Source organism: Microbacterium sp. CCNWLW41, from assembly GCF_037083505.1.
Genome location: NZ_JBAOJP010000006.1, coordinates 281,269 through 305,671, shown reverse-complemented (window position 1 = coordinate 305,671; position 24,403 = coordinate 281,269). Strand labels below are relative to the sequence as shown.

The 24,403-nt window shown below is 71.0% G+C and carries 21 protein-coding genes; 6 read left to right on the top strand and 15 right to left on the bottom strand.

All coding sequences use genetic code 11. The annotated features are described in order from the left end of the window. Positions 1 to 91 precede the first annotated feature (91 nt). A complete protein-coding gene (gene rpmA / locus V6R91_RS21890; RefSeq protein WP_109211194.1) occupies positions 92 to 349 on the bottom strand; it encodes a 50S ribosomal protein L27 in 258 nt (85 codons plus the stop codon). An 18-nt stretch (positions 350 to 367) separates the two neighbouring features. Further along, positions 368 to 676, bottom strand: a complete 309-nt coding sequence (gene rplU / locus V6R91_RS21885) for a 50S ribosomal protein L21 (RefSeq protein WP_109211193.1) — start codon at positions 674 to 676, stop codon at positions 368 to 370. A gap of 154 nt (positions 677 to 830) precedes the next feature. On the opposite strand from rplU, the gene V6R91_RS21880 reads away from it, so the two are divergent. Further along, positions 831 to 1,097, top strand: a complete 267-nt coding sequence (locus tag V6R91_RS21880) for a DUF4031 domain-containing protein (protein ID WP_336397021.1) — start codon at positions 831 to 833, stop codon at positions 1,095 to 1,097. Positions 1,098 to 1,100: 3 nt separating this feature from the next. Here V6R91_RS21880 and V6R91_RS21875 read toward each other — a convergent pair whose 3' ends face one another. After that, entirely contained in the window at positions 1,101 to 2,195 is a 1,095-nt protein-coding gene (locus V6R91_RS21875) for a glycosyltransferase (RefSeq protein ID WP_336397020.1), read from the bottom strand. Positions 2,196 to 2,301: 106 nt separating this feature from the next. Then, a complete protein-coding gene (locus tag V6R91_RS21870) occupies positions 2,302 to 4,728 on the bottom strand; it encodes an Rne/Rng family ribonuclease (protein ID WP_336397019.1) in 2,427 nt (808 codons plus the stop codon). A gap of 340 nt (positions 4,729 to 5,068) precedes the next feature. Between V6R91_RS21870 and V6R91_RS21865 the strand changes: the two genes are divergently transcribed. Then, entirely contained in the window at positions 5,069 to 5,686 is a 618-nt protein-coding gene (locus tag V6R91_RS21865) for a vitamin K epoxide reductase family protein (protein WP_336397018.1), read from the top strand. A gap of 69 nt (positions 5,687 to 5,755) precedes the next feature. On the opposite strand, the gene ndk is transcribed toward V6R91_RS21865, so the two are convergent. The 4 genes from ndk to ileS are packed head-to-tail and all read right to left on the bottom strand — an operon-like array spanning position 5,756 to position 11,336. Beyond that, entirely contained in the window at positions 5,756 to 6,172 is a 417-nt protein-coding gene (gene ndk / locus V6R91_RS21860; RefSeq protein ID WP_336397017.1) for a nucleoside-diphosphate kinase, read from the bottom strand. Positions 6,173 to 6,191: 19 nt separating this feature from the next. Then, the gene (locus tag V6R91_RS21855; protein WP_336397016.1) at positions 6,192 to 6,593 is read right to left on the bottom strand and encodes a DUF4233 domain-containing protein; all 402 of its coding nucleotides are present in this window, start codon (positions 6,591 to 6,593) and stop codon (positions 6,192 to 6,194) included. Further along, positions 6,583 to 7,947 (bottom strand): bifunctional folylpolyglutamate synthase/dihydrofolate synthase, encoded by a 1,365-nt coding sequence (locus V6R91_RS21850; protein WP_336397015.1) that lies wholly within the window; start codon positions 7,945 to 7,947, stop codon positions 6,583 to 6,585. The genes V6R91_RS21855 and V6R91_RS21850 overlap by 11 nt, the downstream gene beginning before the upstream one ends. Then, complete coding sequence (ileS, locus tag V6R91_RS21845; protein WP_336397137.1) at positions 7,944 to 11,336, bottom strand: isoleucine--tRNA ligase; 3,393 nt, start codon at positions 11,334 to 11,336, stop codon at positions 7,944 to 7,946. The genes V6R91_RS21850 and ileS overlap by 4 nt, the downstream gene beginning before the upstream one ends. Before the next feature lie 310 nt (positions 11,337 to 11,646). On the opposite strand from ileS, the gene V6R91_RS21840 reads away from it, so the two are divergent. From V6R91_RS21840 to V6R91_RS21830, 3 genes are all read left to right on the top strand, one after another. Next, on the top strand, positions 11,647 to 12,984 hold the full coding sequence (locus V6R91_RS21840; protein WP_336397014.1) for an MFS transporter: 1,338 nt from the start codon (positions 11,647 to 11,649) through the stop codon (positions 12,982 to 12,984). 140 nt (positions 12,985 to 13,124) lie between these two features. Further along, a complete protein-coding gene (gene valS, locus V6R91_RS21835) occupies positions 13,125 to 15,722 on the top strand; it encodes a valine--tRNA ligase (protein ID WP_336397013.1) in 2,598 nt (865 codons plus the stop codon). Position 15,723: 1 nt separating this feature from the next. Continuing rightward, the gene (locus V6R91_RS21830; RefSeq protein WP_336397012.1) at positions 15,724 to 15,972 is read left to right on the top strand and encodes a hypothetical protein; all 249 of its coding nucleotides are present in this window, start codon (positions 15,724 to 15,726) and stop codon (positions 15,970 to 15,972) included. A 9-nt stretch (positions 15,973 to 15,981) separates the two neighbouring features. Here V6R91_RS21830 and V6R91_RS21825 read toward each other — a convergent pair whose 3' ends face one another. Genes V6R91_RS21825 through V6R91_RS21815 form a run of 3 tightly spaced genes read right to left on the bottom strand, consistent with a single transcriptional unit; the run spans position 15,982 to position 18,207 of the window. Next, a complete protein-coding gene (locus V6R91_RS21825; protein ID WP_336397011.1) occupies positions 15,982 to 17,340 on the bottom strand; it encodes an MFS transporter in 1,359 nt (452 codons plus the stop codon). After that, complete coding sequence (locus tag V6R91_RS21820; RefSeq protein WP_336397010.1) at positions 17,337 to 17,567, bottom strand: hypothetical protein; 231 nt, start codon at positions 17,565 to 17,567, stop codon at positions 17,337 to 17,339. The genes V6R91_RS21825 and V6R91_RS21820 overlap by 4 nt, the downstream gene beginning before the upstream one ends. 10 nt (positions 17,568 to 17,577) lie before the next feature. Continuing rightward, positions 17,578 to 18,207, bottom strand: a complete 630-nt coding sequence (locus tag V6R91_RS21815) for an ArsR/SmtB family transcription factor (protein WP_336397009.1) — start codon at positions 18,205 to 18,207, stop codon at positions 17,578 to 17,580. 105 nt (positions 18,208 to 18,312) lie between these two features. Between V6R91_RS21815 and V6R91_RS21810 the strand changes: the two genes are divergently transcribed. Next, positions 18,313 to 20,364, top strand: coding sequence for a M3 family metallopeptidase (locus tag V6R91_RS21810; RefSeq protein ID WP_336397008.1), 2,052 nt, complete (start codon positions 18,313 to 18,315; stop codon positions 20,362 to 20,364). On the opposite strand, the gene V6R91_RS21805 is transcribed toward V6R91_RS21810, so the two are convergent. From V6R91_RS21805 to V6R91_RS21790, 4 genes are all read right to left on the bottom strand, one after another. After that, positions 20,361 to 21,434: an alpha/beta fold hydrolase gene (locus V6R91_RS21805; RefSeq protein WP_336397007.1), complete on the bottom strand. Its 1,074-nt coding sequence runs from the start codon at positions 21,432 to 21,434 to the stop codon at positions 20,361 to 20,363. The genes V6R91_RS21810 and V6R91_RS21805 overlap by 4 nt on opposite strands. An 80-nt stretch (positions 21,435 to 21,514) precedes the next feature. Further along, on the bottom strand, positions 21,515 to 22,645 hold the full coding sequence (locus tag V6R91_RS21800) for a class I SAM-dependent methyltransferase (protein ID WP_336397006.1): 1,131 nt from the start codon (positions 22,643 to 22,645) through the stop codon (positions 21,515 to 21,517). 141 nt (positions 22,646 to 22,786) lie between these two features. Beyond that, positions 22,787 to 23,614, bottom strand: coding sequence for a hypothetical protein (locus V6R91_RS21795; RefSeq protein WP_336397005.1), 828 nt, complete (start codon positions 23,612 to 23,614; stop codon positions 22,787 to 22,789). Between the two features lie 129 nt (positions 23,615 to 23,743). Next, complete coding sequence (locus tag V6R91_RS21790) at positions 23,744 to 24,184, bottom strand: hypothetical protein (protein ID WP_336397004.1); 441 nt, start codon at positions 24,182 to 24,184, stop codon at positions 23,744 to 23,746. Between the last annotated feature and the right edge of the window lie 219 nt (positions 24,185 to 24,403).

The window sequence follows — 24,403 nt, the reverse complement described above, 5'->3', positions numbered from 1 at the left end:
GTCCCCCTCAGGGATAAAGGGAAGGGGCGAGCCGAAGCCCGCCCCTTCTCGAAGTCTGCGCCACTTTCGCGGTGCGTGAGCCTGTCGAGGATTACTCCGCGACCGCCACGACGTTGACGACCTTGCGGCCGCCCTTGTGGCCGAACTCGACCGCGCCCGCGGCGAGCGCGAACAGGGTGTCGTCGCCACCGCGGCCGACGTTGGCGCCGGGGTGGAAGTGGGTGCCGCGCTGGCGGACGAGGATCTCGCCGGCGTTGACGGCCTGGCCGCCGAAGCGCTTCACGCCGAGGCGCTGCGCGTTGGAGTCACGACCGTTGCGGGTGGAGCTTGCGCCCTTTTTGTGTGCCATCTCTGCGTCTCCTGTGGCTTACTTGATGCCGGTGACCTTGACGCGCGTGAGGTCCTGACGGTGGCCCTGGCGCTTCTTATAGCCGGTCTTGTTCTTGAACTTCTGGATCACGATCTTGGGGCCGCGCTCCTCGCCGAGCACCTCGGCGGTCACGGTGACCTTCGCGAGCTTGTCGGCGTCGGTCGTCACGGTGTCACCGTCGACGAAGAGCACCGCGGGGAGCTCGATCTTGTCGCCGACCTTCGCGGCCTGGCGGTCGAGAACGACGATCGTGCCGACCTCGACCTTCTCCTGCCGGCCACCGGCGCGCACAACTGCGTAAACCACTTCACACCTGTTTCTTCTGGGAGCACGCGCACGCGCTCAGGACGTCATGAAAGACTCGGTGCGGATATCTCGACGCACCAAGGGTCCACTTTATCAGATGCCGGATGCGGTCGCGAAAGCGGGCGCGCGCGGCATCCGTGCGTAGGATTCGGACGTGGCGATCCTCATCGACGATCCGCGCTGGCCGGCGCACGGGCGACTGTGGGCGCACCTGGTGACGGACTCCGACCTCGGCGAGCTGCACGCGTTCGCCGCGGCCAACGGCATCCCGCGACGAGGCTTCGATCTCGACCACTACGACGTCCCGGAAGAGGCGCATGCGAGGCTCGTGGCGGCCGGAGCGCAGCACGTGAGCGGACACGAGCTGGTGCGCCGTCTCATCGCATCCGGGCTCCGGGTGAAGGCCCGCGACCGACGCTGAGCCTCACCGGCCGCCGGAAACCGCCAGCTCCAGGACCTGTGCCGCCCGCCGGGGTCCGTCGAGCTGTCTGATCGCCGCCCCGAGCTCCTGCGCACGGCGGTGCAGCGCCGCATCGCGCCGCATCCGCTCGATCGTCGCGCGGATGGCCGCCGGGCCGGCCCGCCGCGGAAGGGTCTCCCCGACTCCGGCCAGCGTCACTGCGCGAGCCATGCGGGGCTGATCCGACGTGGTGTCCAGCGGGAGCACGAGCACCGGCACGCCGTGGGCGAGCGCCGCGAGGGTCGTCCCGTGCCCGCCGTGCCCGACGATCAGCGAAGCGTCCGGGAACAGCTCGTCATGGGGCATCCACTCGTGAACCCGCACACCCGGCGGCGCAGTCACCTCGCCCGGCGCGACCGCGCGGCCGAGCGTCGCGACCACCGGCGCCTCGATCCCGTCCGCGGCATCGAGGATCCGCTGCCACATCGCGACCAGATCGGGGAACCGGAAGGTGCTGAGGGTGAGGACGACGGTCGACGCGTCGGGGCGCGCCGCCACCGCCGGCGTCATGACTCCGGCGTACACGACCTCCCCCGGCCCCGCCGACAGCGGCCGCTGAGGCGGGAAGGGCGCACGCAGGCGGGGGACGGATGCCACCAGGATCGGCGTCGCATGCGAGCGCGGCCGCGCGACGCGGATCCCTCGCGTCCAGGCGATCGCCTCGAGGGCGCGGAACCCGGGGACGAGGAAGTCGTGCATGGTGTGCTCGAGCACGGCGAAGCGCTGATCCATACGGTCGAGTACGTCCAGCACCGCGACGAGGGTGCAGTCCACGACCACGATGTCGACCGGAGCCGCGGTCAGCTGGGCCACGGCGTCGTCGGCCAGTCCCCTGTCCGTGAACAGCCGCAGCAGGCCGCCCGGACGGGGATCGAGCACGAATCCGGGCGCGCTGGGGTACGCCGTGAAGCGCAGGTGCGCGGCGCGATAGGCTTCGGCCTGCGAGTCGTGCCCCAGCACCCGCACATCGTGCCCGCGATCGACGAGAGCCCGCGCGACGGCGATCGTCGGCACGCGGTTCCCACCGCCGTCCCACGTGACGAACATGTAGCGCGCCATGGCGCCCCCGCTCCCCCGGCCCCTCGGCGCTCACACTAGCGATGGCGGGGAAGCGCCGACAGGGGGTGGCCGCCGGGGCCCGGCGTGCGCCGGGCCCCGGGCGACCTCAGTCCTCGGCGGGCGCGTGCGGAACCGGCGTGCCGGTGAGGGCCGCCGTGGTCACGCGCCGACGCGAGCGCCCCTGACCAGGAGCCTTGGGCTCGGGGAGGGCGTTGAGTACCGAATCGAGGAGCATGTCCTTCTCGGTCTTCGTCTCGCGCTTCTGGCCGGCGTCCTGACGCTTCTTGCGCTTCTTGGGACGCTCGGCCTGCGGCTGCTCCACGACGGGGGCGGCCTCGGCCACCGGTGCCTCGTCATGGTGGTGGATGGTCGAGGCGGCGATCTGGGCCAGGGCCGACTTCACGCCCTCGGTGATGACATGGGTGCCGTTCGAGCCGCCGTTCGTCGGCGCGGGCGACGCGCCGCGGCCCCGGCGACCGGACGAGGACGCACCCGCGGCCGGCGCGCGGTGCTTGACCACGGGGTCGTGGTGCACGATCAGGCCACGGCCCGCGCACACCTCGCACGCCTCGCTGAAGGTCTCGAGCAGACCGAGGCCGAGCTTCTTGCGGGTCATCTGCACGAGTCCGAGCGAGGTCACCTCGGCGACCTGGTGCTTGGTGCGGTCGCGGCTCAGGCACTCGACGAGCCGCCGCAGCACGAGGTCGCGGTTGGACTCGAGCACCATGTCGATGAAGTCGACGACGATGATGCCGCCGATGTCGCGCAGGCGCAGCTGGCGGACGATCTCCTCGGCGGCCTCGAGGTTGTTCTTGGTGACGGTCTCTTCGAGGTTGCCGCCCGAGCCGACGAACTTGCCGGTGTTGACGTCGACGACGGTCATGGCCTCGGTGCGGTCGATGACCAGCGAGCCGCCCGAGGGCAGCCACACCTTGCGGTCGAGTGCCTTCTCGATCTGCTCGGTGACGCGGAACTCGTCGAACGGGTCGTGCTCGCCCTCGAAGCGCTCGACGCGCTCGAGGAGGTCGGGTGCGACAGACTCGAGGTACTTCGAGATCGTGTGGTGGGCGTCTTCGCCCTGGATGAGCATCTTCGAGAAGTCCTCGTTGAAGACGTCCCGCACGATCTTGACCAGCAGGTCGGGCTCCGAGTGCAGCAGCGCCGGCGCCTGGATGGACTCGATCTGCTTGGAGATGTGCTCCCACTGGTTGGTGAGACGCTGCACGTCGCGGGTGAGCTGCTCTTCGGTCGCCCCCTCCGCCGCGGTGCGGACGATGACGCCAGACGACTCGGGCAGCACCTCCTTGAGGATCTTCTTCAGGCGCGCGCGCTCGGTGTCGGGCAGCTTGCGGGAGATGCCGTTCATGGCGCCGCCCGGCACGTACACGAGGTAGCGGCCCGGCAGGGAGATCTGGCTGGTGAGGCGGGCGCCCTTGTGCCCGACCGGGTCCTTGGTCACCTGCACGAGCACGCGGTCGCCGCTCTTGAGGGCGAGCTCGATGCGACGCGGCTGGTTGCCCGTCTCGACGGCATCCCAGTCCACCTCGCCCGAGTACAGCACGGCGTTGCGGCCACGGCCGATGTCGACGAACGCCGCCTCCATGCTCGGCAGCACGTTCTGCACACGGCCGAGGTAGACGTTGCCGATCAGCGAGGCGTCCTGACTGCGGGCGACGTAGTGCTCGACGAGCACGTTGTCTTCGAGCACCGCGATCTGGATGCGGCCGTTGCGCGAACGGACGATCATGACGCGGTCGACGGACTCGCGCCGGGCGAGGAACTCGGCCTCGGTGACGACCGCACGGCGGCGACCGGCCTCCCGGCCGTCGCGGCGCCGCTGCTTCTTGGCCTCCAGCCGCGTCGATCCCTTGATGCGCTGCGGCTCGGTGATGAGCTCGACCGCGCGCTGCCGCGGCTGCTGCGGCTGCTGCGGCTGATCGGAGGACGCGGATGCCTCGTCCCTGCCCTCGCCGCCGCGACGACGGCTGCGGCGGCGCGACGACCCCGAACCGGAGGCGTCGGCCTCGGGCTCCCGCTCCCGTTCCCGCTCGCGTCCGGGACGGGCGGGGAGGACGGCGATCTCGGGCGCGTAGAAGTGCAGCTGCGTCGAGACCGCCGAGACGAACTCCTGCGGCAGCAGGCCGAGGCTCACCGCCGTGACCGGCTCCGTGGGCGACGGCCCACCGGCGTCCGCGGGCTGCGCACCACCGGGGCTGTCCGCATCGGCGCTCGCGCCGTCCGCCGACTCCTGCGCCGGGACGGCGGCGGCCCCGGGGGCCGTCTCACCCTCGGCTGCGGCTGCCTCAGCCGCCTCACCCGCGGGGGTGTCGGCGGTCGCCGCAGGCTCTCCGTCGGCTCCGTCGCCGTCGGTCGCGACGCCGGCATCCGCCGTCGCGCCGTCCGTGTCGGCCACCCCGTGGTCCTCGACCTGTGCGCCCGCCGCTGCGGACGTCGCGTCGTCGACCGGCGCCGCTGTCAGCGGAGCGTCCGGATCGGTCCCAGGGATGAATTCTGCATCGGTTCCATCAGCCATCACTGGCGTACTCCTAGCGGGGCGGCACCGCGCGTCGCCCGGCGAAATCTCGTGCGGCGCCGCCCATGCCCCTCCGGACGGGGCGGTGCCGCGAACTCACTCGGTCTGCAGCGGATCTCGGCGCTCTGGCGGAGGTTCGCGCTGCCAAGGGCATTCGTCGCCCTGAAGTCTTCTGTATGCGACCGGCACGGCGCGGCCGTGATCGATCGACCCCCATTATCGCACTTCCCCCGCCATATTGCCCATTCGCGGCGCGCCGATGCGGTGGAGCGCCGTCTCGGGCATTTGGCACGGCGCCGGGTGCGGCAACCGATCAGAGCCGGATGCCATAATCCGAGGCATGCCCGAGCAGCACAGCCACGCCCGTCCGACCGGTCTCGCCGTCTGGCTCGTGGTCGCCGGCGTGATCGGCTGGTGGGCGGCGTTCTCGCTCACCCTCGAGAAGCTCCACGCGCTCGCGAATCCCGACGCCATCGCGTCGTGCGACTTCTCCGTGCTGGTCCAGTGCAGCGCCAACCTCGACTCGTGGCAGGGCAGCGTGTTCGGCTTCCCCAACCCGATCCTCGGACTCACCGGCTGGATGGCGCCGATCGTCGTGGGAATGGCGATCCTCGCGCGGGCCCGGTTCGCGCGCTGGTTCTGGTGGTGCTTCTGGGCGGGGATCGCCTTCGCGTTCGGCTTCGTCATCTGGCTGATCGGCCAGAGCATCTACGACCTGCACACGCTGTGCCCGTGGTGCATGGTGACGTGGTCGGTGACGATCCCGACGTTCTACGCCGTCACCCTCCACCTGCTGCGGGCGGGACTCTTCCCGGCGTCGGCAGGCGTGCGGCGCGTCGCCGACCGGCTGATGGCGTGGGTGCCGCTGGCCGCGATCCTCAGCTACGCGATCATCCTGCTGCTGGCGCAGCTCGAGATGAACGCGATCGTCAACGTCTGGCAGACGCTCTTCGGCTGATGCGACGGACGGCCGCGCCGTCGACCGGCGCGACCGCCCGTGCGCACGATGGCCCCCGCGCCGGTCGGCTCAGGCGAACCAGATGTCCAGCTCGCGGGCGGCCGACTCCGGGCTGTCGGAGCCGTGCACGAGGTTCTGCTGCACCTTCAGGCCCCAGTCGCGGCCCAGGTCGCCGCGGATCGTTCCGGGCGCCGCGGTGGTGGGATCCGTCGTCCCGGCCAGCGAGCGGAACCCCTCGATGACCCGGTTGCCGGCCAGGCGGATGGCGACGGACGGGCCGGACATCATGAACTCCAGCAGCGGCTCGTAGAACGGCTTGCCCTCGTGCTCGGCGTAGTGGCGCTCGAGCCGCTCGCGGTCGGGCTCGACCAGGCGGATGTCGACGAGGGCGTACCCCTTCGCCTCGATGCGGGCGAGGATCGCGCCGGTGAGGCCGCGGGCGACGCCGTCGGGCTTGACGAGGACGAGGGTCTCTTCGGTGGGCATGCGGGCCTTTCGTTTCGGATCAGGCTTCTTCGGGGGGATTCGCCGCGAGCTGCGCGTTGCGCCGGTCCAGAGCGGCCCCCTTGATCGTCGCATACCCGTACATGCCGCCGAAAATGACGGCGACGAGCGCCAGCGCGGGGACGAGGAGGGCGCCGAGCGCCACGATCACCTGCAGGGCCCAGCCGAGCGCGATGCCCCACCGGTGGCGCAGCACGCGCGTGGTGGCGATCATGAGCGCCGCCACCACGGTGCCCGCGACGATCCCCCACCACGGCTCGATCGGCGCGGGCAGCGCCTTCAGACCGTAGATCACCAGTCCAGCGAGGAACGCGATGAGCGACTCGAATCCGAGCACGATGGCGCCCAGCGATTCCGCCGCCCCTCGGGCGCGATGGGGCCGTACGGGCCGTTCAGCGCTCATCGCTCGACCCGCTCTTCCAGTCCTCGGAGGCGGACAGCGCCAGCGCCTCGCCGGCGAGGACGACCGAGCCCGCGATGACGACGGCACGGCGATCGGATGCCGCCGCCCACGTGCGCGCCGCCTCGGCGGCATCCGCGAGGTCGCGGTGCACCGACACCCGCAGGTCGTGGGCCTCGGCGAGGTCGGCGATGGCGTCGGCGTCCTCGGCCCGCTCGGAGTCCGGCGCCGTGGCGAAGACGTGGGCGGCGACCGGTGCGAACTCGGCCACGATTCCGGCGGCGTCCTTGTCGGAGAGCACGCCCAGCACCACGCCCCATTCGTCGAAGTCGAAGCTCTCGCGCAGGGCGCCGACGAGTGCGCGGACGCCGTGCGGGTTGTGCGCCGCGTCGACGAGCACCGTGGGTGCTGCGCCGACCAGCTGGAGACGCCCCGGCGAGGTGACGGCGCCGAGACCCTCGGCCAGGACGTCGCCGGCGATGCGCTGGGCTCCTCCCCCGACGAGGGACTCCACCGCGGCGATCGCGAGGGCGGCGTTGAAGCCCTGGTGGGCGCCGTACAGCGGCAGGTACTCGTCCTCGTATGTGCCCGCGAGCCCGCGCACCGTGATCTGCTGCCCGCCCACGGCCAGACGCTGCTCGGCGAGGGCGAACTCCGCACCCTCGAAGGCGATCGAGGCGCCGTGGCGGGTCGCTGCCTCGCGCAGCGCCGCCTCGGCGGCGGCATCCTGCCTCGCCGAGACGACTGCAGCGCCGTCCTTGATGATGCCCGCCTTGACCGCGGCGATCTCGGCGATCGTGTCGCCGAGCCGGTCGGCGTGGTCCACGTCGATCGGCGCGAACACGGCGACGTCCCCGTCCGCGGTGTTGGTCGAGTCCCAGGACCCGCCCATTCCCACCTCGAGCACCAGCACGTCGATCGGCGCGTCCGCGAACGCCACGAACGCCAGCACCGTGAGCAGTTCGAAGAAGGTCAGCGGCGCATCGTCCTTCGACTCCAGCTCGGCATCGACGATGTCGACGAACGGCGAGATCTCGTCCCACGCGTCGGCGACGGCGGCGTCGTCGATCGGCTCTCCGTCGATCATGATGCGCTCGGTGAACCGCTCGAGATGCGGGCTGGTGAACAGGCCCGTGCGCAGGCCGTGGGCACGCACGAGGCTCTCGATCATGCGACTGGTCGAGGTCTTGCCGTTCGTGCCGGTCACGTGCACGACGCGATACGTCTTCTGGGGGTCGTCGAGCAGCTCGAGCACGCGGCGGGTGCGCTCGACGCGCGGCTGCACCCACCGCTCCCCCTGGCGCTGGAGCAGCGCCTCGTAGACGGCGTCGGCCCTGCGGCGGTCGCGGTCGCTCATGCCGAGACCCCCACCCTGCCGACCGAGACGGTGAACGCGCCGCGATTGGCGTACGTGCCCGCGTCGACGACGGCCTCGTACTCGACGGGCGTGTCGCCGTCGCCCGAGACGACGAGCCGGCTGCCGCGGGTGCTCACCGAGTGCGCGACCGCGAGGGTCTCACCCGCGACGTCGGCGACGTCGAACGCGGACGCGACGGCCTCGCCGTCGGCGGCCTCGTCGAAGAGCAGCGCCAGGCGGATGCGGTCGCTGACGTCGAATCCGGCGGCCTTGCGCGTGTCCTGCACGGCTCGGATGACGTCCCTCGCGAGCCCCTCGGCCTCGAGCTCCGGCGTGGTGGTCGTGTCGAGCAGCACGAAGCCCTCGCCCGCGAGGAGGGCGATCGCCGTCCCCTCCGCCACGCCCCCGGCTTCGAGGGTCAGGTCGTACTCGCCGGGCTGGAGGGCGATGCCGTCGACGATCACGGCGCCGTCGCGCTCCTCCCACACACCCGCCTTCGCCCCGGCGATCACGTGCTGCACCTGCTTGCCCAGGCGCGGGCCGGCGGCGCGGGCGTTGACGGAGAGGCGCTTGCTGATGCCGTAGCGCTCCGACACGTCGTCGCCCAGCTCCATGAGCTGAACCGTCTTGACGTTGAGCTCGTCGCGCAGGATGCCCTCGAACTGCGCGAGGGCTGCGGCATCCGGAACCGCCACCGTGAGCGTGGGAAGCGGCAGGCGCACGCGGCGGCCCTCCTTCTTGCGCAGGGCGTTGGCGACGCTCGATGCCTCGCGCACGGCGTCCATGGCGGCGCGGATGTCGTCCGCCGCGGGGAACGCCTCGGCGTCGGGCCAGTCCTGCAGGTGAACGCTGCGGCCGCCGGTGAGTCCCTGCCACACCTTCTCGGCCACCAGCGGGATGAGCGGGGCGGCCACGCGGGTGAGCGTCTCGAGCACCGTGTACAGCGTGTCGAACGCCTGGCGGCTCTCCGGGTCGTCCGACACGCCCGTCCAGAAGCGGTCGCGCGAGCGGCGGATGTACCAGTTCGTCAGCGCCTCGCCGAAGTCGCGGAGCTTGGCCGCGGCCAGCGTCGAGTCGAGCGCCTCCAGGTCGGCGGCGACGTCGCGCACGAGGTCGCCGGTGAGCGCCAGGATGTAGCGGTCCAGCACGTCGGTCGAGTCGGTGCGCCACGACGCCTCGTAGCCCGCTCCGCCGGCGCCGCGCGCCGCGTTGGCGTACGTGGCGAAGAAGTACCACGCGTTCCACAGCGGGAGCAGGAACTCCCGGACGCCCGCGCGGATGCCCTCCTCGGTGACGATGAGGTTGCCGCCGCGCAGCACCGAGCTCGACATCAGGAACCAGCGCATCGCGTCGGAGCCGTCGCGGTCGAACACCTCGCTGACGTCGGGGTAGTTCTGCAGCGACTTCGACATCTTCAGGCCGTCGCTGCCCAGAACGATGCCGTGGCACGAGACGCCCGTGAAGGCCGGCCGGTCGAACAGCGCGGTCGACAGCACATGCATCACGTAGAACCAGCCGCGCGTCTGTCCGATGTACTCGACGATGAAGTCGGCCGGCGAGTGCTCGTCGAACCACTGCTGGTTCTCGAACGGATAGTGCACCTGCGCGTAGGGCATCGACCCCGAGTCGAACCACACGTCGAAGACGTCCTCGATGCGCCGCATCGTCGAGCGGCCGGTCGGGTCGTCGGGGTTCGGGCGGGTGAGCTCGTCGATGTAGGGGCGGTGCAGGTCCACCTCGCCCTCCGCGTTGCGCGGCAGACGGCCGAAGTCGCGCTCGAGCTCCTCGAGCGAGCCGTAGACGTCCACCCGCGGGTGCGACGGGTCATCGCTCTTCCACACCGGGATCGGAGAGCCCCAGTAGCGATTGCGGCTGATCGACCAGTCGCGCGCGCCCTCGAGCCACTTGCCGAACTGGCCGTGCTTGACGTTCTCAGGCACCCAGGTGATCTGCTCGTTGCCGGCGATCATCCGGTCCTTGATGTCGGTCACGCGCACGAACCAGCTCGAGACGGCGCGGTAGATGAGGGGGTTGCGGCATCGCCAGCAGTGCGGGTACGAGTGCTCGTAGCTCGCCTCGCGCAGGAGACGGCCCTCCTGGCGCAGCAGACGGATGAGCGGACGGTTGGCGTCCATCCACAGCTCGCCGGCCACGTCGGTCACCTGCGGCAGGAAGCGCCCGCCGTCGTCCAGGCTCATGATGAGCGGGATGCCGGCGGCCTCGGTGATCCGCTGGTCGTCCTCACCGAACGCCGGAGCCTGATGGACGATGCCCGTGCCGTCGCCCGTCGTGACGTAGTCGTCGACGAGGATGCGCCAGGCGTTCTCGGTGCCCCAGGTCGCGGCATCCGCGTAGTAGTCGAACAGACGGTCGTACGCGACGTTCTCGAGCTCGGATCCGAGGACCGTCTGGACGACGGCGGCGCGGGCGGCCTCGGCGGACGCGTAGCCGAGGTCCTTCGCGTACCCACCGAGCAGCTCCTCGGCGAGGAGGTAGCGGTGGGCGTACGCCTCCTCCGCCTCGTCGGCCCGGCCGTCGGGCCCGTGGTGGACGTCGGCGGCGCCGTCGGGCCCGCCGGGCACCACGACGTACCGGATGCCGGGGCCGACCGCCAGGGCGAGGTTGGTCGGCAGCGTCCAGGGGGTGGTCGTCCACGCCAGCGCGCGCACCCCGGTGAGGCCGAGGGACTCGGCCTTGGCGCCCACCAGCGGGAACGCGACGGTCACCGACGGGTCCTGGCGCATCTTGTACACGTCGTCGTCCATGCGCAGCTCGTGCGCCGACAGCGGTGTCTCGTCGCGCCAGCAGTACGGCAGGACGCGGTACCCCTCGTACGCGAGGCCCTTGTCGTGAAGCGTCTTGAACGCCCACAGCACGGACTCCATGTACGACGGGTTCAACGTCTTGTAGCCGCGCTCGAAGTCCACCCATCGCGCCTGGCGCGTGACGTAGTCCTCCCACTCGCGCGTGTAGGCGAGGACGGACTCGCGGGCCTTCGCGTTGAAGGCGGCGATGCCCATGGCCTCGATCTCGCTCTTCTCGGTGATCCCGAGCTGCTTCATGGCCTCGAGCTCGGCGGGGAGACCGTGCGTGTCCCAGCCGAAGACGCGGTCGACCTTCTTGCCGCGCATGGTCTGGAAGCGCGGGAAGAGATCCTTGGCGTAGCCGGTGAGCAGGTGGCCGTAGTGCGGCAGGCCGTTGGCGAACGGCGGACCGTCGTAGAAGACCCACTCGTCGGCGCCTTCGCGCTGGTCGATCGACGCGCGGAAGGTCTGGTCGGCCTCCCAGAAGGCGAGCGTCTCCCGCTCGATGTCGGGGAAGCGGGGGCTCGGGACGACGGCGGCTTCGCCGGTGCTCGGGGACCGTGACTCAGATCGTGGGTAGGTCATCATCTCTCGCAGGTGCTCGCTCGTGTGCTTCCTGCGGGGACGACCGAACCGGAGACTCTCCGGCCGACCGCGGTACCACCCTGCATTGACGGATGCCTCGGCGGAGGCATCCGTCCTCTCTCACTGCGGCTGTGACGGGCCTGACCCGCTCGGTTCTAATGGGGATGCCACGCGGTGGCGTCCTGTTCTTCCGAGAGCTCCCCGGTGATGGCCGGATCGGTGCTGATCGCACGAGTCTACCGGGCGTGCGCAAGGCGGGAATGCGAACGGCCGCGTCCTGGTTTCTGGACTCGTGCCAAGATTGACGTCCGTGACCGCCGCAGCACCCGCATCCACCCTCCCCCTCGACAACGCCCCGACGCGCCGCGTCGCATGGGCATCGATGGTGGGGACCTCCCTGGAGTCGTTCGACTTCTACCTCTTCGCGTACTTCTCGGCGTTCTTCGTCGGGCCGCTGTTCTTCGACCCGCTGGGGCAGTTCGGCGCCACCAGCGCGGCGTTCCTCACGATCGCGCTGGCCTTCGTCGTCCGCCCGATCGGCGCGGTGATCTTCGGGTACATGGGAGATCGCGTCGGGCGCCGCGCGACCCTCCTGTGGACCGTCGCCATCATGGGTGTCGCGACGGGCCTCATCGGCCTGCTGCCCACCTACGCCCAGGCCGGATGGCTCGGCGCCGTGCTGCTGATCGTCCTGCGTATCGTCCAGGGGCTGTCGCTGGGTGGCGAGTGGGGCGGCTCGATCCTCATCGCCACCGAGAACTCCGGACCGGTCAAGCGCGCGTTCTACGCCGCGATCCCGCAGCTCGGCTCGCCCGTCGGCTCGATCCTCTCCGCCACGGTCTTCATCGTCCTGACCGCCGTGCTCCCGCCCGAGCAGATCGCCGAATGGGGCTGGCGCATCCCATTCCTCCTCGCGCTCCCACTCCTGCTCGTCTCGCTGTACCTGCGCTGGTCCATCTCCGAGACCCCGGTGTTCGAGGGGATCGTCGCCGAGGGGCGCCGCGACCGCGTGCCGTTCGTGACGATGTTCGCGAAGCGTCCCGGTGCGATGGCGATCGCCGTCGGCGCCGCGCTCCTGGGCATCGGGTCGTACTCGCTCATGAACACCTACACCGTCAACTACGGCGTCGAGCAGCTCGGCTTCAGCTTCCAGGACCTTCTGGTCGCGACGACCATCGGCGGTCTCCTGCAGCTCGTGACGATCCCGCTGTTCGGCGCATGGGCGAGCCGCGTCGGCTCGGCGAACGTGGTGGTGTGGGGTGCGCTGGGAACGCTCCTCATCACCTTCCCGATGTACTTCCTGCTGCAGTTCGCGACGTTCCCGATCCTCGTCGGGACCATGATCGTCGGCGGCATCCTGCCGACGATGGCGTGGGCGGCGCTGGGCGGGCTCATGAACGACCTCTTCCCCGACCACTTCCGGTACTCGGCGCTGTCGTTCGCGTACGCCCTGGCCGCGACGCTGAGCGGCTTCGTGCCGTACCTGACGCTCAGTCTCGGCGAGGCGACCGGCTATGCCTGGTGGCACCCAGGCGTCATCCTCGCGATCATGTCTGCGGTGACGCTGGTGGCGGCCTTCCTCGCGTCCCGCCGCCGCGTGGAGCCGGAGCTGGCGACACGACCCGAGACGGCGACGGCGAACGCCTGACGAGACATCGAGGGAGCGGATGCCGCAGCGCGCGGCATCCGCTCGCTTTTCCGCCTTCACGCGGCCCGGGCTAGAATCGAGCGGCATCCCACACTCAGGCACGCTCACACAGTGCCGCACATATCGCTCGAGGAGTTCGCATGACCGACGCCCGCCCCGCACAGGGACAGATCCCCGACAAGCCCGCGCTGGAGGGCCTCGAGCAGAAGTGGGACGCCGCGTGGTCCGCGCAGGGCACGTACCTCTTCGACCGTGATCGCGCCGTCGAGGTCGGGCGCGGAGGCATCTACTCGGTCGACACTCCCCCGCCGACCGCCTCGGGATCGCTCCACATCGGCCACGTCTTCAGCTACACCCACACCGACGTCAAGGTGCGCTACGAGCGCATGCGCGGCAAGACGGTGTTCTATCCGATGGGCTGGGATGACAACGGCCTGCCGACCGAGCGCCGGGTGCAGAACTACTACGGCGTCCGCTGCGACCCGTCGCTGCCGTACGAGCCGGGCTTCACGCCGCCCTACGAGGGCGGCGACAACAAGTCCAGCCGCGCCGCCGACCAGATCCCGATCAGCCGCCGCAACTTCATCGAGCTCTGCGAGAGGCTGACCGTCGAGGACGAGAAGCACTTCGAGGCGCTCTGGCGCTCGCTCGGCCTGAGCGTCGACTGGACCCAGACCTACCGCACCATCTCCGACGACACGATGCGCACCAGCCAGCTGGCGTTCCTGCGCAATGTCGAGCGCGGCGAGGCGTTCCAGGACCTGGCGCCGACGCTCTGGGACATCGACTTCCGCACCGCTGTCGCGCAGGCCGAGCTCGAAGACCGCGACCAGCCGGCCGCGTATCACCGCGTCGCCTTCCACAGGACCGACGGGTCGGGCGACGTCTACATCGAGACCACGCGGCCCGAGCTGCTCGCCGCTTGCGTGGCGCTCGTCGCCCACCCGGACGACGAGCGGTATCAGCCGCTCTTCGGCACCACCGTGCGCACTCCGCTGTTCGACGTCGAGGTGCCCGTTCTCGCCCACCCGCTGGCCCAGCAGGACAAGGGCTCGGGCATCGCGATGATCTGCACCTTCGGCGACGTCACCGACATCGTCTGGTGGCGCGAGCTCCAGCTTCCGAACCGCACCATCCTCGGACAGGACGGCCGGGTGATGGCCGAGGCGCCCGACGTCATCGCCACGGATGCCGCCAAGGCGGCGTACGCCGAGATCGCCGGCAAGACGGTCTTCAGCGCGAAGAAGCGCATCGTCGAGCTCCTCCAGGAGTCCGGCGAGATGGAAGGCGACCCGAAGCCGTTCACTCACGCCGTGAAGTTCTACGAGAAGGGCGACCGCCCGCTGGAGATCGTCTCGACGCGCCAGTGGTACATCCGCAACGGCGCACGGGACGAGGCGCTGCGCGACAAGCTCATCGCCCTGGGCAAGAGCATGTCGTGGCATCCGGACTTCATGCGCGTGCGCTTCGAGAACTGGACGAACGGTCTCACCGGTGACTGGCTGGTCTCCCGTCAGCGCTTCTTCGGCGTTCCGATCCCGGTCTGGTACGCCCTCGACGAGAACGGCGACCGCGACTACGGCCGCGTTCTCACGCCCGACCTCGCCGCGCTCCCGATCGACCCTTCCACCGACGTGCCCCCCGGCTACACCGAGGACCAGCGCGGCGTCCCTGGCGGGTTCGACGGCGAGAACGACATCTTCGACACGTGGGCGACGTCATCCCTCACGACGCAGCTGGCCGGAGGCTGGGAGCGGGACCCGGAGCTGTGGAACCTCGTCACGCCGTTCGACGTCCGTCCGCAGGGACAGGACATCATCCGCACCTGGCTCTTCTCGACGCTGCTGCGCAGCGCCCTCGAAGACGACCGCGCGCCGTGGACGGATGCGGCGATCTCCGGCTTCATCGTCGACCCCGACCGCAAGAAGATGTCGAAGTCCAAGGGCAACGTGGTCACGCCCGCCGACATCCTCGCCCAGCACGGGTCGGACGCGGTGCGGTACTGGGCGGCCTCGAGCCGTCTCGGCACCGACGCGGCCTTCGACCCGCAGAACCCGACGCAGATCAAGATCGGCCGCCGCCTCGCGATCAAGGTGCTCAACGCCGCCAAGTTCGTCCTGTCGTTCCCGGTCCCCGAGGGCGCCGAGGTCACCCACGCGCTGGACGCATCGATGCTCGCCACGCTCCACGGCGTGGTGCGCGAGGCGACCAAGGCGCTCGAGGACTACGACCACGCCCGTGCTCTCGAGGTGACCGAATCGTTCTTCTGGACGTTCTGCGACGACTATCTCGAGCTGGTCAAGGAGCGCGCCTACAACCAGACCGATGTCGGCCAGGCCTCCGCCGCACTCGCGCTGCGCCTGGCGATGTCGGCGCTCCTCCGGCTGCTCGCGCCGGTGCTCGCCTTCGCCGCCGAGGAGGCCTGGTCCTGGTTCAACGAGGGCTCCGTGCACACGGCCGCGTGGCCCGTGGCGCCGGACGAGGAGTGGGGCGACCCGGCCGTGCTCACCGCGGTGAGCGCGGCGCTCGTCGGCGTGCGTCGCGCCAAGACGGAGGCCAAGGCGTCGCAGAAGACCCCGGTGGCGCGGGCGGTCATCGCCGCCCCGGCCGCGACCCTCGAGGCGCTCAAGCTCGCCGAGGGTGACCTCAAGGCGGTCGGCCGCATCGAGCGGATCGAGTACGCCGACGCCGACGCCGTGTCGGTGACCGACATCCAGCTCGCCACTCAGGAGGCCTGACATGCAGCTCGGAACACGCTGGACTTCGGGCGACGAGCCTCCCGCCGCCGTGCCGGACGCGCTGCGCCGCGGCGTCAAGTCCGTCGACGCGACGATCCCGGCCGACCAGTTCGGACAGCCTCGGCCGCGCTGGACGCTCACGTGGCTCGAAGGCAAGCCGATCGCCGAGCTCGACACCGGGATCATCGTGTCGCTCGACGCCGACGGCGAACCCGTCGCCCGGAACGATCCGGAAGACGGGTTCGGGTAGCATCCGCCGTCAGTCCTCCGGGGCGTCGTGCCGCGACGCCTCGAGCAGGAGCCTCACGGCGACCGCCGTCGCCACGAGGGTGACGCCGGCCGCGATGAGGAACGGCAGCCGGAGGTCGAAGCGCGCCACCCAGCCGCCCAGCAGCGTCGCGAAGGGGAAGATGCCCCACGTCAGACTGCGGATGATGCCGAGCACGCGGCCGAACAGGTGGCCGGGGATGATCGACTGACGCAGAGCGCCCCACGGCACGTTCCAGATCGACACGGCGCACGCCATCACCGCGTAGGCCACGGTGCCGGTGATCGCCTCCGGCGCCAGCCACACCCCGAACAGCCCGGCCGCGGCGACGACGTTCGCCGCGAGCATCACGCGGCCCCGTCCGAACCGCTGCACGAGACCGGGGGCGATGAGCGAGCCCACGAGGGCGCCCAGTCCGATGCCCGCTGTGACGAAGCCGATGGCGGCGGCGTCGACCGCGAGCTCGTCGAGGAAGTAGAGGAAGATCGGGGCCTGGGCGAAGGCGAATGCCGAGCCGACGACGCAGGTGAAGAGCACCATCGCCCGCAGGAAGCGGTGGTTCCAGAGGTACCCCAGCGCCTCCCGTGCCGAGACCGCCTCCGCCGGACGGGGCTGCGCGGCGGCGGGCAGCTCGGCGGCGGCCAACGGCTCCGCGGATGCGATCTCGCCCTGCGCGGCGATGGTCGCCGCGCGGTCGAGATCCCGCGGCTCGCGGAGGGGTCGCGCTGCGGAGAGCGGAAGGAGCAGTGCGAGGGCGATCGGGATGACGTAGCCGGTGGCGCCCACCCAGAGCGGCAGGGCGAGCGAGAAGGCGAACAGGACGCCTCCGATCGGCGCCGAGATGAAGTTGTCGATCGTGATCTGCGCCGCCTGGAGGAACCCGTTTGCGCGGTCGAGCCCTCGCCGGGGCACCAGGGTCGGGACGATCGAGTTCGTCGCGTTGTCGAAGAGCGTCTCACCCAGGCCGAAGACCAGCACGCCGGCCAGCAGCCACCACACCGTGATCGCTCCGGACACCGTCAGCGTCGCGAGCCCCACCGCGGCGAGGCCGCGGATCGTGTTCGCGATGGCCATGATCCAGCGCCGGTCGAAGCGGTCGACGATCATCCCGGCCGGCAGCCCGAACACGAGCCATGGCAGGAACGCGAGCGCGCTGATCGCCGCGATGGCGAGGGGATCCCGCGTGAGCGTCGTCGCGATCAGCGGCACCGCGACGCGTCCGACACCGTCGGCGAGATTGCTGAAGGCTGCCGCGGTCCACAGCTTGCCGAAGTCGCGGCCGAGCGGCACCCTGGCCGGTCGCTCGCTGCGCGACCCCTTCCGCGGCTGCGTGTCGGTGGCGGCGCTCATCGCGGGAGGATCCCGATCGCCGCGCGAGCTGTCGCGTCACGGCGGATGCCGTCGGCGGCCGCCTGAGCCGACACTGCGCGTCGGAAGGCGACGCCCGCGCGCCGTTCGACGCGTCCGAGGACGTGGGCGTCGAGGGCGGATGCCGCGCGCAGCAGGGCTCTGTCGAGCCCCGTGGCGGCGGCGGAGAGGGTTCCCGTCGTCACATCCGGGAGGGTGATGGTGGTCATGACTGCGCTCCTATCCTTCGAGTCCGGGGAGCGGGAACAGGTCGGCCCGGATGGTCACCGGGCGGACGTCCTCGCCGTTCTGTTCGCGGTACGTGTCGACCGCTTCGTCGATGAGGGCCATGATCGCCGTGGCGAGCTCTTTGCTCTGCTCGGGCGTGAGGCGCACGGTGGCCGTGGAGATCAAGCTCGCGTCCTGCCACGCGTTCTCTTCCGCGTTCAGGCCCCGGTCGATGAACCGCATGAGCTGCTCCTGGCGAAGCCGGAAGAACTCGCTCATCACGATCTGGGTCGCCGCACGGCCGGAGGGCGTCTTGAGCGCCTCCTCGTTCGCGAACGACACGCCGCCGACCGGACGCTCCCACCAGCGTTCCCGGCCTGATCCGCGGTCGGCCACCTCGTGGATGAGGTCGTGCTTGGCCAGCGCGCGGAGGTGGTAGCTGGTGGCGCCCGAGGACTCCCCCAGCCGCTCGGCGAGCGAGCTCGCCGTCTGGGGGCCGTACTGGCTGAGGATGTCGTAGATCTTCACGCGGAGCGGATGCGCCAGGGCCCGCAGCGCGCCGGCGTCGAGGACCCGGTCCTGCCGCCCGCTCGGGGCCGGCGAACGGTCGTCGGTGCTCGGGGCCGTGATCTCCTCGTCCATGGCTTCAGCGTACGACCGCAAAGGATTCTTTGCAAGTATTTCTTTGCATAAATTGGTTTGCAAAGCCTCGGCGGCAACGGTCGAGCCCGCGGCTAGGCTTGCGGGATGCCGACCAGCAATCCCCTCCTCTCCCCCAGCGCGCTGCCCTACGGACTGCCCGACTACGCCGCGATCCGGCCCGAGCACTACCTCCCCGCATTCGAGGAGGCGTTCGCCCGGCATTCGGCCGAGGTGTCGGCGATCACGAGGGCCCGGTCCATGCCGACCTTCGAGAACACGCTCGTCCCGCTCGAGGAGAGCGGCCGCCTGCTGGGCGACATCGCGCGCACCTTCTACACGGTCTCGTCCGCGGATGCGACGCCGGAGATCCAGGCGATCGAGGAGGAGCTCGCGCCGCTCACGTCGGCGCACCACGACTCCATCCAGCTCGACTCGGCCCTGTACTGGCGCATCAAGACGATCCACGACCAGCTGGACGAGCTCGACCTCACGCCGGAGCAGCGCTACCTCGTCGAGCGGCACCACACCGAGATGTCCCACGCCGGCGCCGGCCTCGGAGAGGAGGCGAAGAAGCGACTCACGGAGCTGAACCAGCGGCTCTCCACCCTCACCACCCAGTTCGAGAAGAACCTCCTCGCCGACACGAACGACCTGGCGGTCGTCTTCGATGACGCGCACGAGCTCGACGGGCTCTCGGAGGGTGAGCTGTCCGCTGCGGCCCAGGCCGCCGCCGACCGCGGCCTGGACGGCAAGTGGGTCGTGACGCTCACGCTCTTCACCGGCCACCCGTACCTCGCCGCCTTGACCGATCGTGCGTCGCGGGCGCGCCTCTTGGAGGCGTCGCGCTCGCGCGGCTCGCGGGGCAACGACAACGACAATCGCCAGACGCTCCTCGAGATCGTGCGGCTGCGCGCGGAGCGCGCAGCACTGCTCGGCTACGACTCGCACGCGGCCTACATCACCTCCGACCAGACCGCGGGCTCCCCCGCCGCCGTCCACGACCTGCTCCGCCGGCTGGCGGTGCCCGCCGCCCGCAACGCCCGCCGCGAGCAGGAGAAGCTGCAGGCCATCGTCGACGCCGAACCGGCACCGTTCGCCCTCGAGGCGCACGACTGGGCGTTCTACACCGAGAAGGTGCGCGCCGCCGAGTACGACCTCGACCGTGCCGCGCTGCGCCCGTGGTTCGAGGCCGAGAGGGTGCTGCAGGACGGCGTCTTCCGCGCGGCCACCGAGCTGTACGGCATCACCTTCACCGAACGCGACGACCTCGCCGGCTACCACCCCGATACGCGGGTGTTCGAGGTGCACAACGCGGACGGCTCGGCGCTCGGGCTGTTCATCCTCGACCTCTACACGCGCGACACCAAGCGCGGGGGCGCGTGGATGAACTCGATCGTGCTGCAGTCGCGCCTGCGCGGCACCGCTCCGATCGTGGTGAACAACCTCAACGTGTCCAAGCCCGCCGCCGGGCGCCCGACGCTCCTCAGCCTCGACGAGGTCACCACGCTCTTCCACGAGTTCGGGCACGCCCTCCACGGGCTCTTCGCAACCGTGACATATCCGCACTTCGCGGGGACGAACGTGTTCCGCGACTTCGTCGAGTTCCCCAGCCAGGTCAACGAGATGTGGATCTACTGGCCCGAGATCCTCGCCTCGTACGCCCGGCACATCGAGACCGACGAGCCGCTGTCCGCCAGCATCGTCGAGAGGCTTCACGCCTCCGAGGCCTTCAACCAGGGCTTCGCGACGAGCGAATACCTGGCCGCGGCGTGGCTCGACCAGGCGTGGCACTCGCTCTCGGTCCAGGACGCCGCGGCGGACCTGGACGTCGCCGCGTTCGAGGCATCCGCCCTCGCCGACATCGGGCTGGACAACCCGGCGGTGCCGACACGCTACTCGTCCACCTACTTCGCCCACGTGTTCTCGGGCGGGTACAGCGCGGGGTACTACTCCTACATCTGGAGCGAGGTGCTCGACGCCGACACGGTCGAATGGTTCCGCGAGAACGGCGGCCTGCGCCGTGAGAACGGCGATCGCTTCCGTGATCGCCTGCTCGGCGTCGGCGGTTCCAAGGACCCGCTGGAGGCGTACCGCGACTTCCGGGGCCGGGATGCCGACACCCAGCCGCTCCTCGAGCGCCGGGGTCTCGCAGGCTAGACGCCGTCCCGGTGCGAGACCGCCCACGCCGCGGCGGCCGCCCGCGAGGGCACGCCGAGCTTGGTGCGCGCATTCGCCACGTGCCGGTGCACCGTGTGCACACTCAGGAACAGCTCCGCGGCGATCTGGGCGTCGGTGAGGCCCTGTGACACGAGCAGCAGGACCTCGAGTTCGCGGCCAGAGATGGGCGAATCGGCCTCGCGAGCGCCAGGCTCGGCAGGGGGAGCTTTCACAAGGTCGCCCGCCAGCGCGGCCTCCGGGACGCCGTCGAACGCGAGGGCGCGCCTCAGGAAGGCAGATGAGTCGCCGTGCCACGGATGGTGGTCGGAGCCGTCGAGCACCTCCAGATGCGCGCCGGGGATGGCGGACGCCGTGGCCGTGCCGAGCGCGAGGCGGATGGCCCGGTCGCCGCGGCGGTGCAGCACGAGAGTGGGCGCCGTCACGGCGGCTGCGTCGGCGCGCGCGTCGAACGAGTACACCGCCTCGAGGCCGGCGGCGGCCGACTCCGCCGTCGCGGTGGAGCGCTGATGGCGCGCATACGCGCGGCGCTGCTCCGCCGTCGCGTCCGGGTAGAAGATGTCGGACATCACCCGCGAGCTCACCCCCCAGCTGCTGCGGACGAGGTCGACCAGCGCCGCCCGATCCCCCGCCGACGCGATCGAGGCCCCGTCGAGGTAAGCGCCGGCCAGGATGAGCCGGCGCACGCGCTCGGGGTGGCGTGCGGCGAACGCGACCGCGACGGCGCACCCCGACGAGCCGGCGAAGAGCGTCGCCTGCTCGGCGTCGGCAGCGTCGAGGACCGCCTTCATCGCGTCGACGTGCGGCTCCAGCGTGTCAGGGGTGCCGGTGCGGGAACGCGAGAGTCCGCTGCCCGGAGGGTCCATCCGGATGACACGACGGTGGCGGGCCATCGCCTGGACGAACCGGCGGAAAGGCTCATACTCCCAGTCGCGCTCGAGGTGGCTCATCCACCAGCCGCCGACCAGCACCGGTGCGCCGTCGCCGAGCTGCGACCAGGCGACATCGTCGGAGCCCGACCAGGCATACCGGACGTCGATGGGGGTGGACACGACATCAGTATGGGCCACGGTCCGGCCCGCCGGGAGCGGGCCGGACCGCGGCACACGGAGCGTCGGTGCAGGCAGCGTGGTCACGCGTCCAGCCGGTAGAACGACCAGGCCGGGTGCTCGATCGGCAGGCGTTCGGCGCGTCGCAGCCCCGCCGCAGCACTCCACGCCATGACGGTCGGCGCGCGCAGCACGGTGCCGTGGGCGTGGCCGCTGCCCTCGGCGAGGGTGGCGGGCAGGCAGTGGAGCACGCTGAACGCCGAGAACATCCGGTCGAGCGGCCCGGCAGGCGCGAGGAACTCGTCCTCGACCTTGGCGTCCCCGATGAGGACCGCGCCGCCGGGGGCGAGCAGTCCGGCGAGCGACGACAGGGCCCGCTGCGGATCGTTCATGTCGTGGAGTGCGAGGAAGACCGTGACCAGCGTCGCCGGCCCGCCCACCAGCGCCCGGAGCGCGGCGTCGTCGCCGACGTCGGCGCACTCGAAGCGCACGCGGTCCGCGACACCCGCCGTCTCGGCGTTGCGTCGCGCCTCCTCGATCGACGCGGCATCGAGGTCGACGCCGAGGACGACAGCCCGCGGGAAACGCCGGGCGAGGGCGATGGTGGACCAGCCGGTGCCGCAACCGGCGTCGACGATCGTCCCGCCCGCCTCGAGTTGAGACTCGATGTCGGGCAGCTGCTCAAGCCACGACGGCAGCGCGTGCGTGTAGCCCGGTCGGTAGATGACCTCCAGGCCGTTGCGCACGGGGGCGCCGAAGCGGGCGAAGCTCACGGCGCCGTCGGCGGTGAACGACTCTGCGACCGCATCGAACGCCGAGGCGATGCCGGCGAACATCGAGGCGAGCCCCGCACCGTGCACGGGTGACGTCGGATCGAGCAGGACCGCTCGATGCGCGGCGGGAAGCCGGTAGCGTCGCCGTGTCCCCGCCTCGCTCTCGAGGATCCCGGCGATCGCCTGCTGGTCGAGCCACTCGCGCAGCTGACGCTCACCGTATCCGGTGAGGCCCGCCAGGTCGTGCGCCGTGACCCCGCCGGCGGCGTCGATGGCGGCGTACAGGCCCAGCCGGTGTCCGAGCTCGATGGTGAGCAGCTCGAGGGCGGGGCCGACGGATTCCAGCAGGCGCTGCGTGAGTGCCGCCGCCTGCTCGTCGGGGCCGATGATGACCGGCTCTGACAGCGCGTCCGCGCGGTCGAGGATCGTGGTGGTGGACATTCGGATTCCTTTCTGGTGCGACGCCGGGCGCATGCCCGCGTCTGGTGGACAGTCCACCCGGCAGAGCCGGTGGACGGCATCGGCAGGATCTGCCATTGCGGATCGGGCGGGATGGCCGGAACCGGCCATCCCGGTGGTGGTTCAGCGCAGCCGGCTCGCCACGGCCGCAGCCTTCTGATGCCTGAGGGCGATCCAGGTCGCGTCGGCGCGGGCGATCTCGTCGCCACGCGCGTCTACCATCGCGACGGACGTCTCGTAGCGACGACCGCGGGCTTCGCGCGTCCAGCTGTGCACGACGAGGTGCTCGCCGACGCGCGGTCGGCGGTCGACACGAGCGGTCATCGTGCCGAGGAGACAGAGGATGCCCTGCTCGAGCGCCGCGGCCGGATAGCTGGTGCAGTCGAGCGCCGCCCAGACCGCCGGATACCAGGCGAGCCCCGCGTGGGCGAACGCGCCCGACACGGTCCACGGCGCCGCCAGCCGGTCGTCGTGGCCGACGACGGGGCCGGGGGTCACGTGCATCCCGTCGGCCCGGCGCGGCCCGCAGACGACGCAGTCCGAGAGCGCGTGACGCACGCCGACGAGCGGATGCCGCTCCCGCGCGTGCACGGCGTCGGCGAACGAGGGTGCGAGCGGAGCGGCGGCGGCGACCAGGGCGCCGGGATGCGCCCTTGCGACGTCCTTGCGCCGGTCGCGGACGACTACGCCGCCCGCGCCTTCGTCGAAGACGCCGAGCGACCGACCGAGCGGGACGGGGCTCTGCAGGACGACGGACACGGTGTCGCCGTCGACGTGCTGCGCGATGGAGCCGGCCGCGAACCCGCCGTTGGCGGAGCCGCGGGGGCCGTTGAGGTGGCGCTCGATGAGGACGGACCCGACCGGACGCGCGCCATGCCCGTCATCCGAGCCGAGTGCGTGCGTCTCGACGGATGTCGACGGAGAGTGAAGCGAGATGATGAGAGCTGACATGCTCACAAGTGAACGTGCGAGGGCGGCCCGCCCGCGTCGCACGGTCGGGCCATTCGCCGGTGGCCCGAACCGGCCAGTCCCGGGTTGTGCCGGCGAGTCGAGCCCGTCACCGCGCCGCGCAGCTGTGCCTCAGAGCATGCCCAAGCTCCGGGCGAAAGCTCGCACCCGTGCGGCCATCACGGCGGGCACCTCCCCCACCGCGAAGTGCCCGCCCTCTTCGAGACGCTCGAAGACCCGCAGATCGCGGTAGAAGCGGCGCGCCAGTGATTCGGGGTAGTCGCCCTCGTGGCGCTGGATGTGGACGGATGCCGGAACCACGACCGGTGGCATCTCTTCGGGCTGGTCGGCCCCCTCGTAGTAAGGGCGGAACGAAGAGCCGATGGTCTGCGTGGTCCAGTAGACCATCGCCTCGGTGAGGATGCGGTCGCGCGAGATCCGGCGTTCGACGGCCCGTGGATCGCCTGTGGTCGTGTCGCTCCACTCGACGAGCTTCTCCGCCAGCCACGCGACCAGCCCCGCCGGAGAGTCGTTCAGTGCGGCCGCCAGCGTGTCGGGTCGCGTCGCCTGCACGTGGCCGTACGCGCCGTTGGCGCCGCCCCACTGCTCGAGGCGTGAGAAGAACGGCAGTCGGCGCTCATGCCGGCCTCCGGCCGACGCGGCGAATCCGGCAACGGCCGGAACCGATCGAGACGCTCGCGCAGATCGGCCAGCTCAACGTCGGGGATGTGGATCGAGAAGGGGCGCGCGGTCACACGCCGACGCTATCGGCCACCCCCGACAGCCACGCGT

What these genes read in the sequence shown, in the direction of transcription:
- V6R91_RS21820 (WP_336397010.1), bottom strand. Translation starts at nt 17,567, where the DNA reads ATGACCACCATCACCCTCCCGGATGTGACGACGGGAACCCTCTCCGCC.
- V6R91_RS21865 (WP_336397018.1), top strand. Translation starts at nt 5,069, where the DNA reads ATGCCCGAGCAGCACAGCCACGCCCGTCCGACCGGTCTCGCCGTCTGG.
- V6R91_RS21850 (WP_336397015.1), bottom strand. Translation starts at nt 7,947, where the DNA reads ATGAGCGACCGCGACCGCCGCAGGGCCGACGCCGTCTACGAGGCGCTG.
- V6R91_RS21800 (WP_336397006.1), bottom strand. Translation starts at nt 22,645, where the DNA reads ATGTCCACCACCACGATCCTCGACCGCGCGGACGCGCTGTCAGAGCCG.
- V6R91_RS21870 (WP_336397019.1), bottom strand. Translation starts at nt 4,728, where the DNA reads ATGGCTGATGGAACCGATGCAGAATTCATCCCTGGGACCGATCCGGAC.
- V6R91_RS21830 (WP_336397012.1), top strand. Translation starts at nt 15,724, where the DNA reads ATGCAGCTCGGAACACGCTGGACTTCGGGCGACGAGCCTCCCGCCGCC.
- rpmA (WP_109211194.1), bottom strand. Translation starts at nt 349, where the DNA reads ATGGCACACAAAAAGGGCGCAAGCTCCACCCGCAACGGTCGTGACTCC.
- V6R91_RS21875 (WP_336397020.1), bottom strand. Translation starts at nt 2,195, where the DNA reads ATGGCGCGCTACATGTTCGTCACGTGGGACGGCGGTGGGAACCGCGTG.
- V6R91_RS21810 (WP_336397008.1), top strand. Translation starts at nt 18,313, where the DNA reads ATGCCGACCAGCAATCCCCTCCTCTCCCCCAGCGCGCTGCCCTACGGA.
- valS (WP_336397013.1), top strand. Translation starts at nt 13,125, where the DNA reads ATGACCGACGCCCGCCCCGCACAGGGACAGATCCCCGACAAGCCCGCG.
- ileS (WP_336397137.1), bottom strand. Translation starts at nt 11,336, where the DNA reads ATGACCTACCCACGATCTGAGTCACGGTCCCCGAGCACCGGCGAAGCC.
- V6R91_RS21825 (WP_336397011.1), bottom strand. Translation starts at nt 17,340, where the DNA reads ATGAGCGCCGCCACCGACACGCAGCCGCGGAAGGGGTCGCGCAGCGAG.
- V6R91_RS21795 (WP_336397005.1), bottom strand. Translation starts at nt 23,614, where the DNA reads ATGTCAGCTCTCATCATCTCGCTTCACTCTCCGTCGACATCCGTCGAG.
- V6R91_RS21855 (WP_336397016.1), bottom strand. Translation starts at nt 6,593, where the DNA reads ATGAGCGCTGAACGGCCCGTACGGCCCCATCGCGCCCGAGGGGCGGCG.
- ndk (WP_336397017.1), bottom strand. Translation starts at nt 6,172, where the DNA reads ATGCCCACCGAAGAGACCCTCGTCCTCGTCAAGCCCGACGGCGTCGCC.
- V6R91_RS21815 (WP_336397009.1), bottom strand. Translation starts at nt 18,207, where the DNA reads ATGGACGAGGAGATCACGGCCCCGAGCACCGACGACCGTTCGCCGGCC.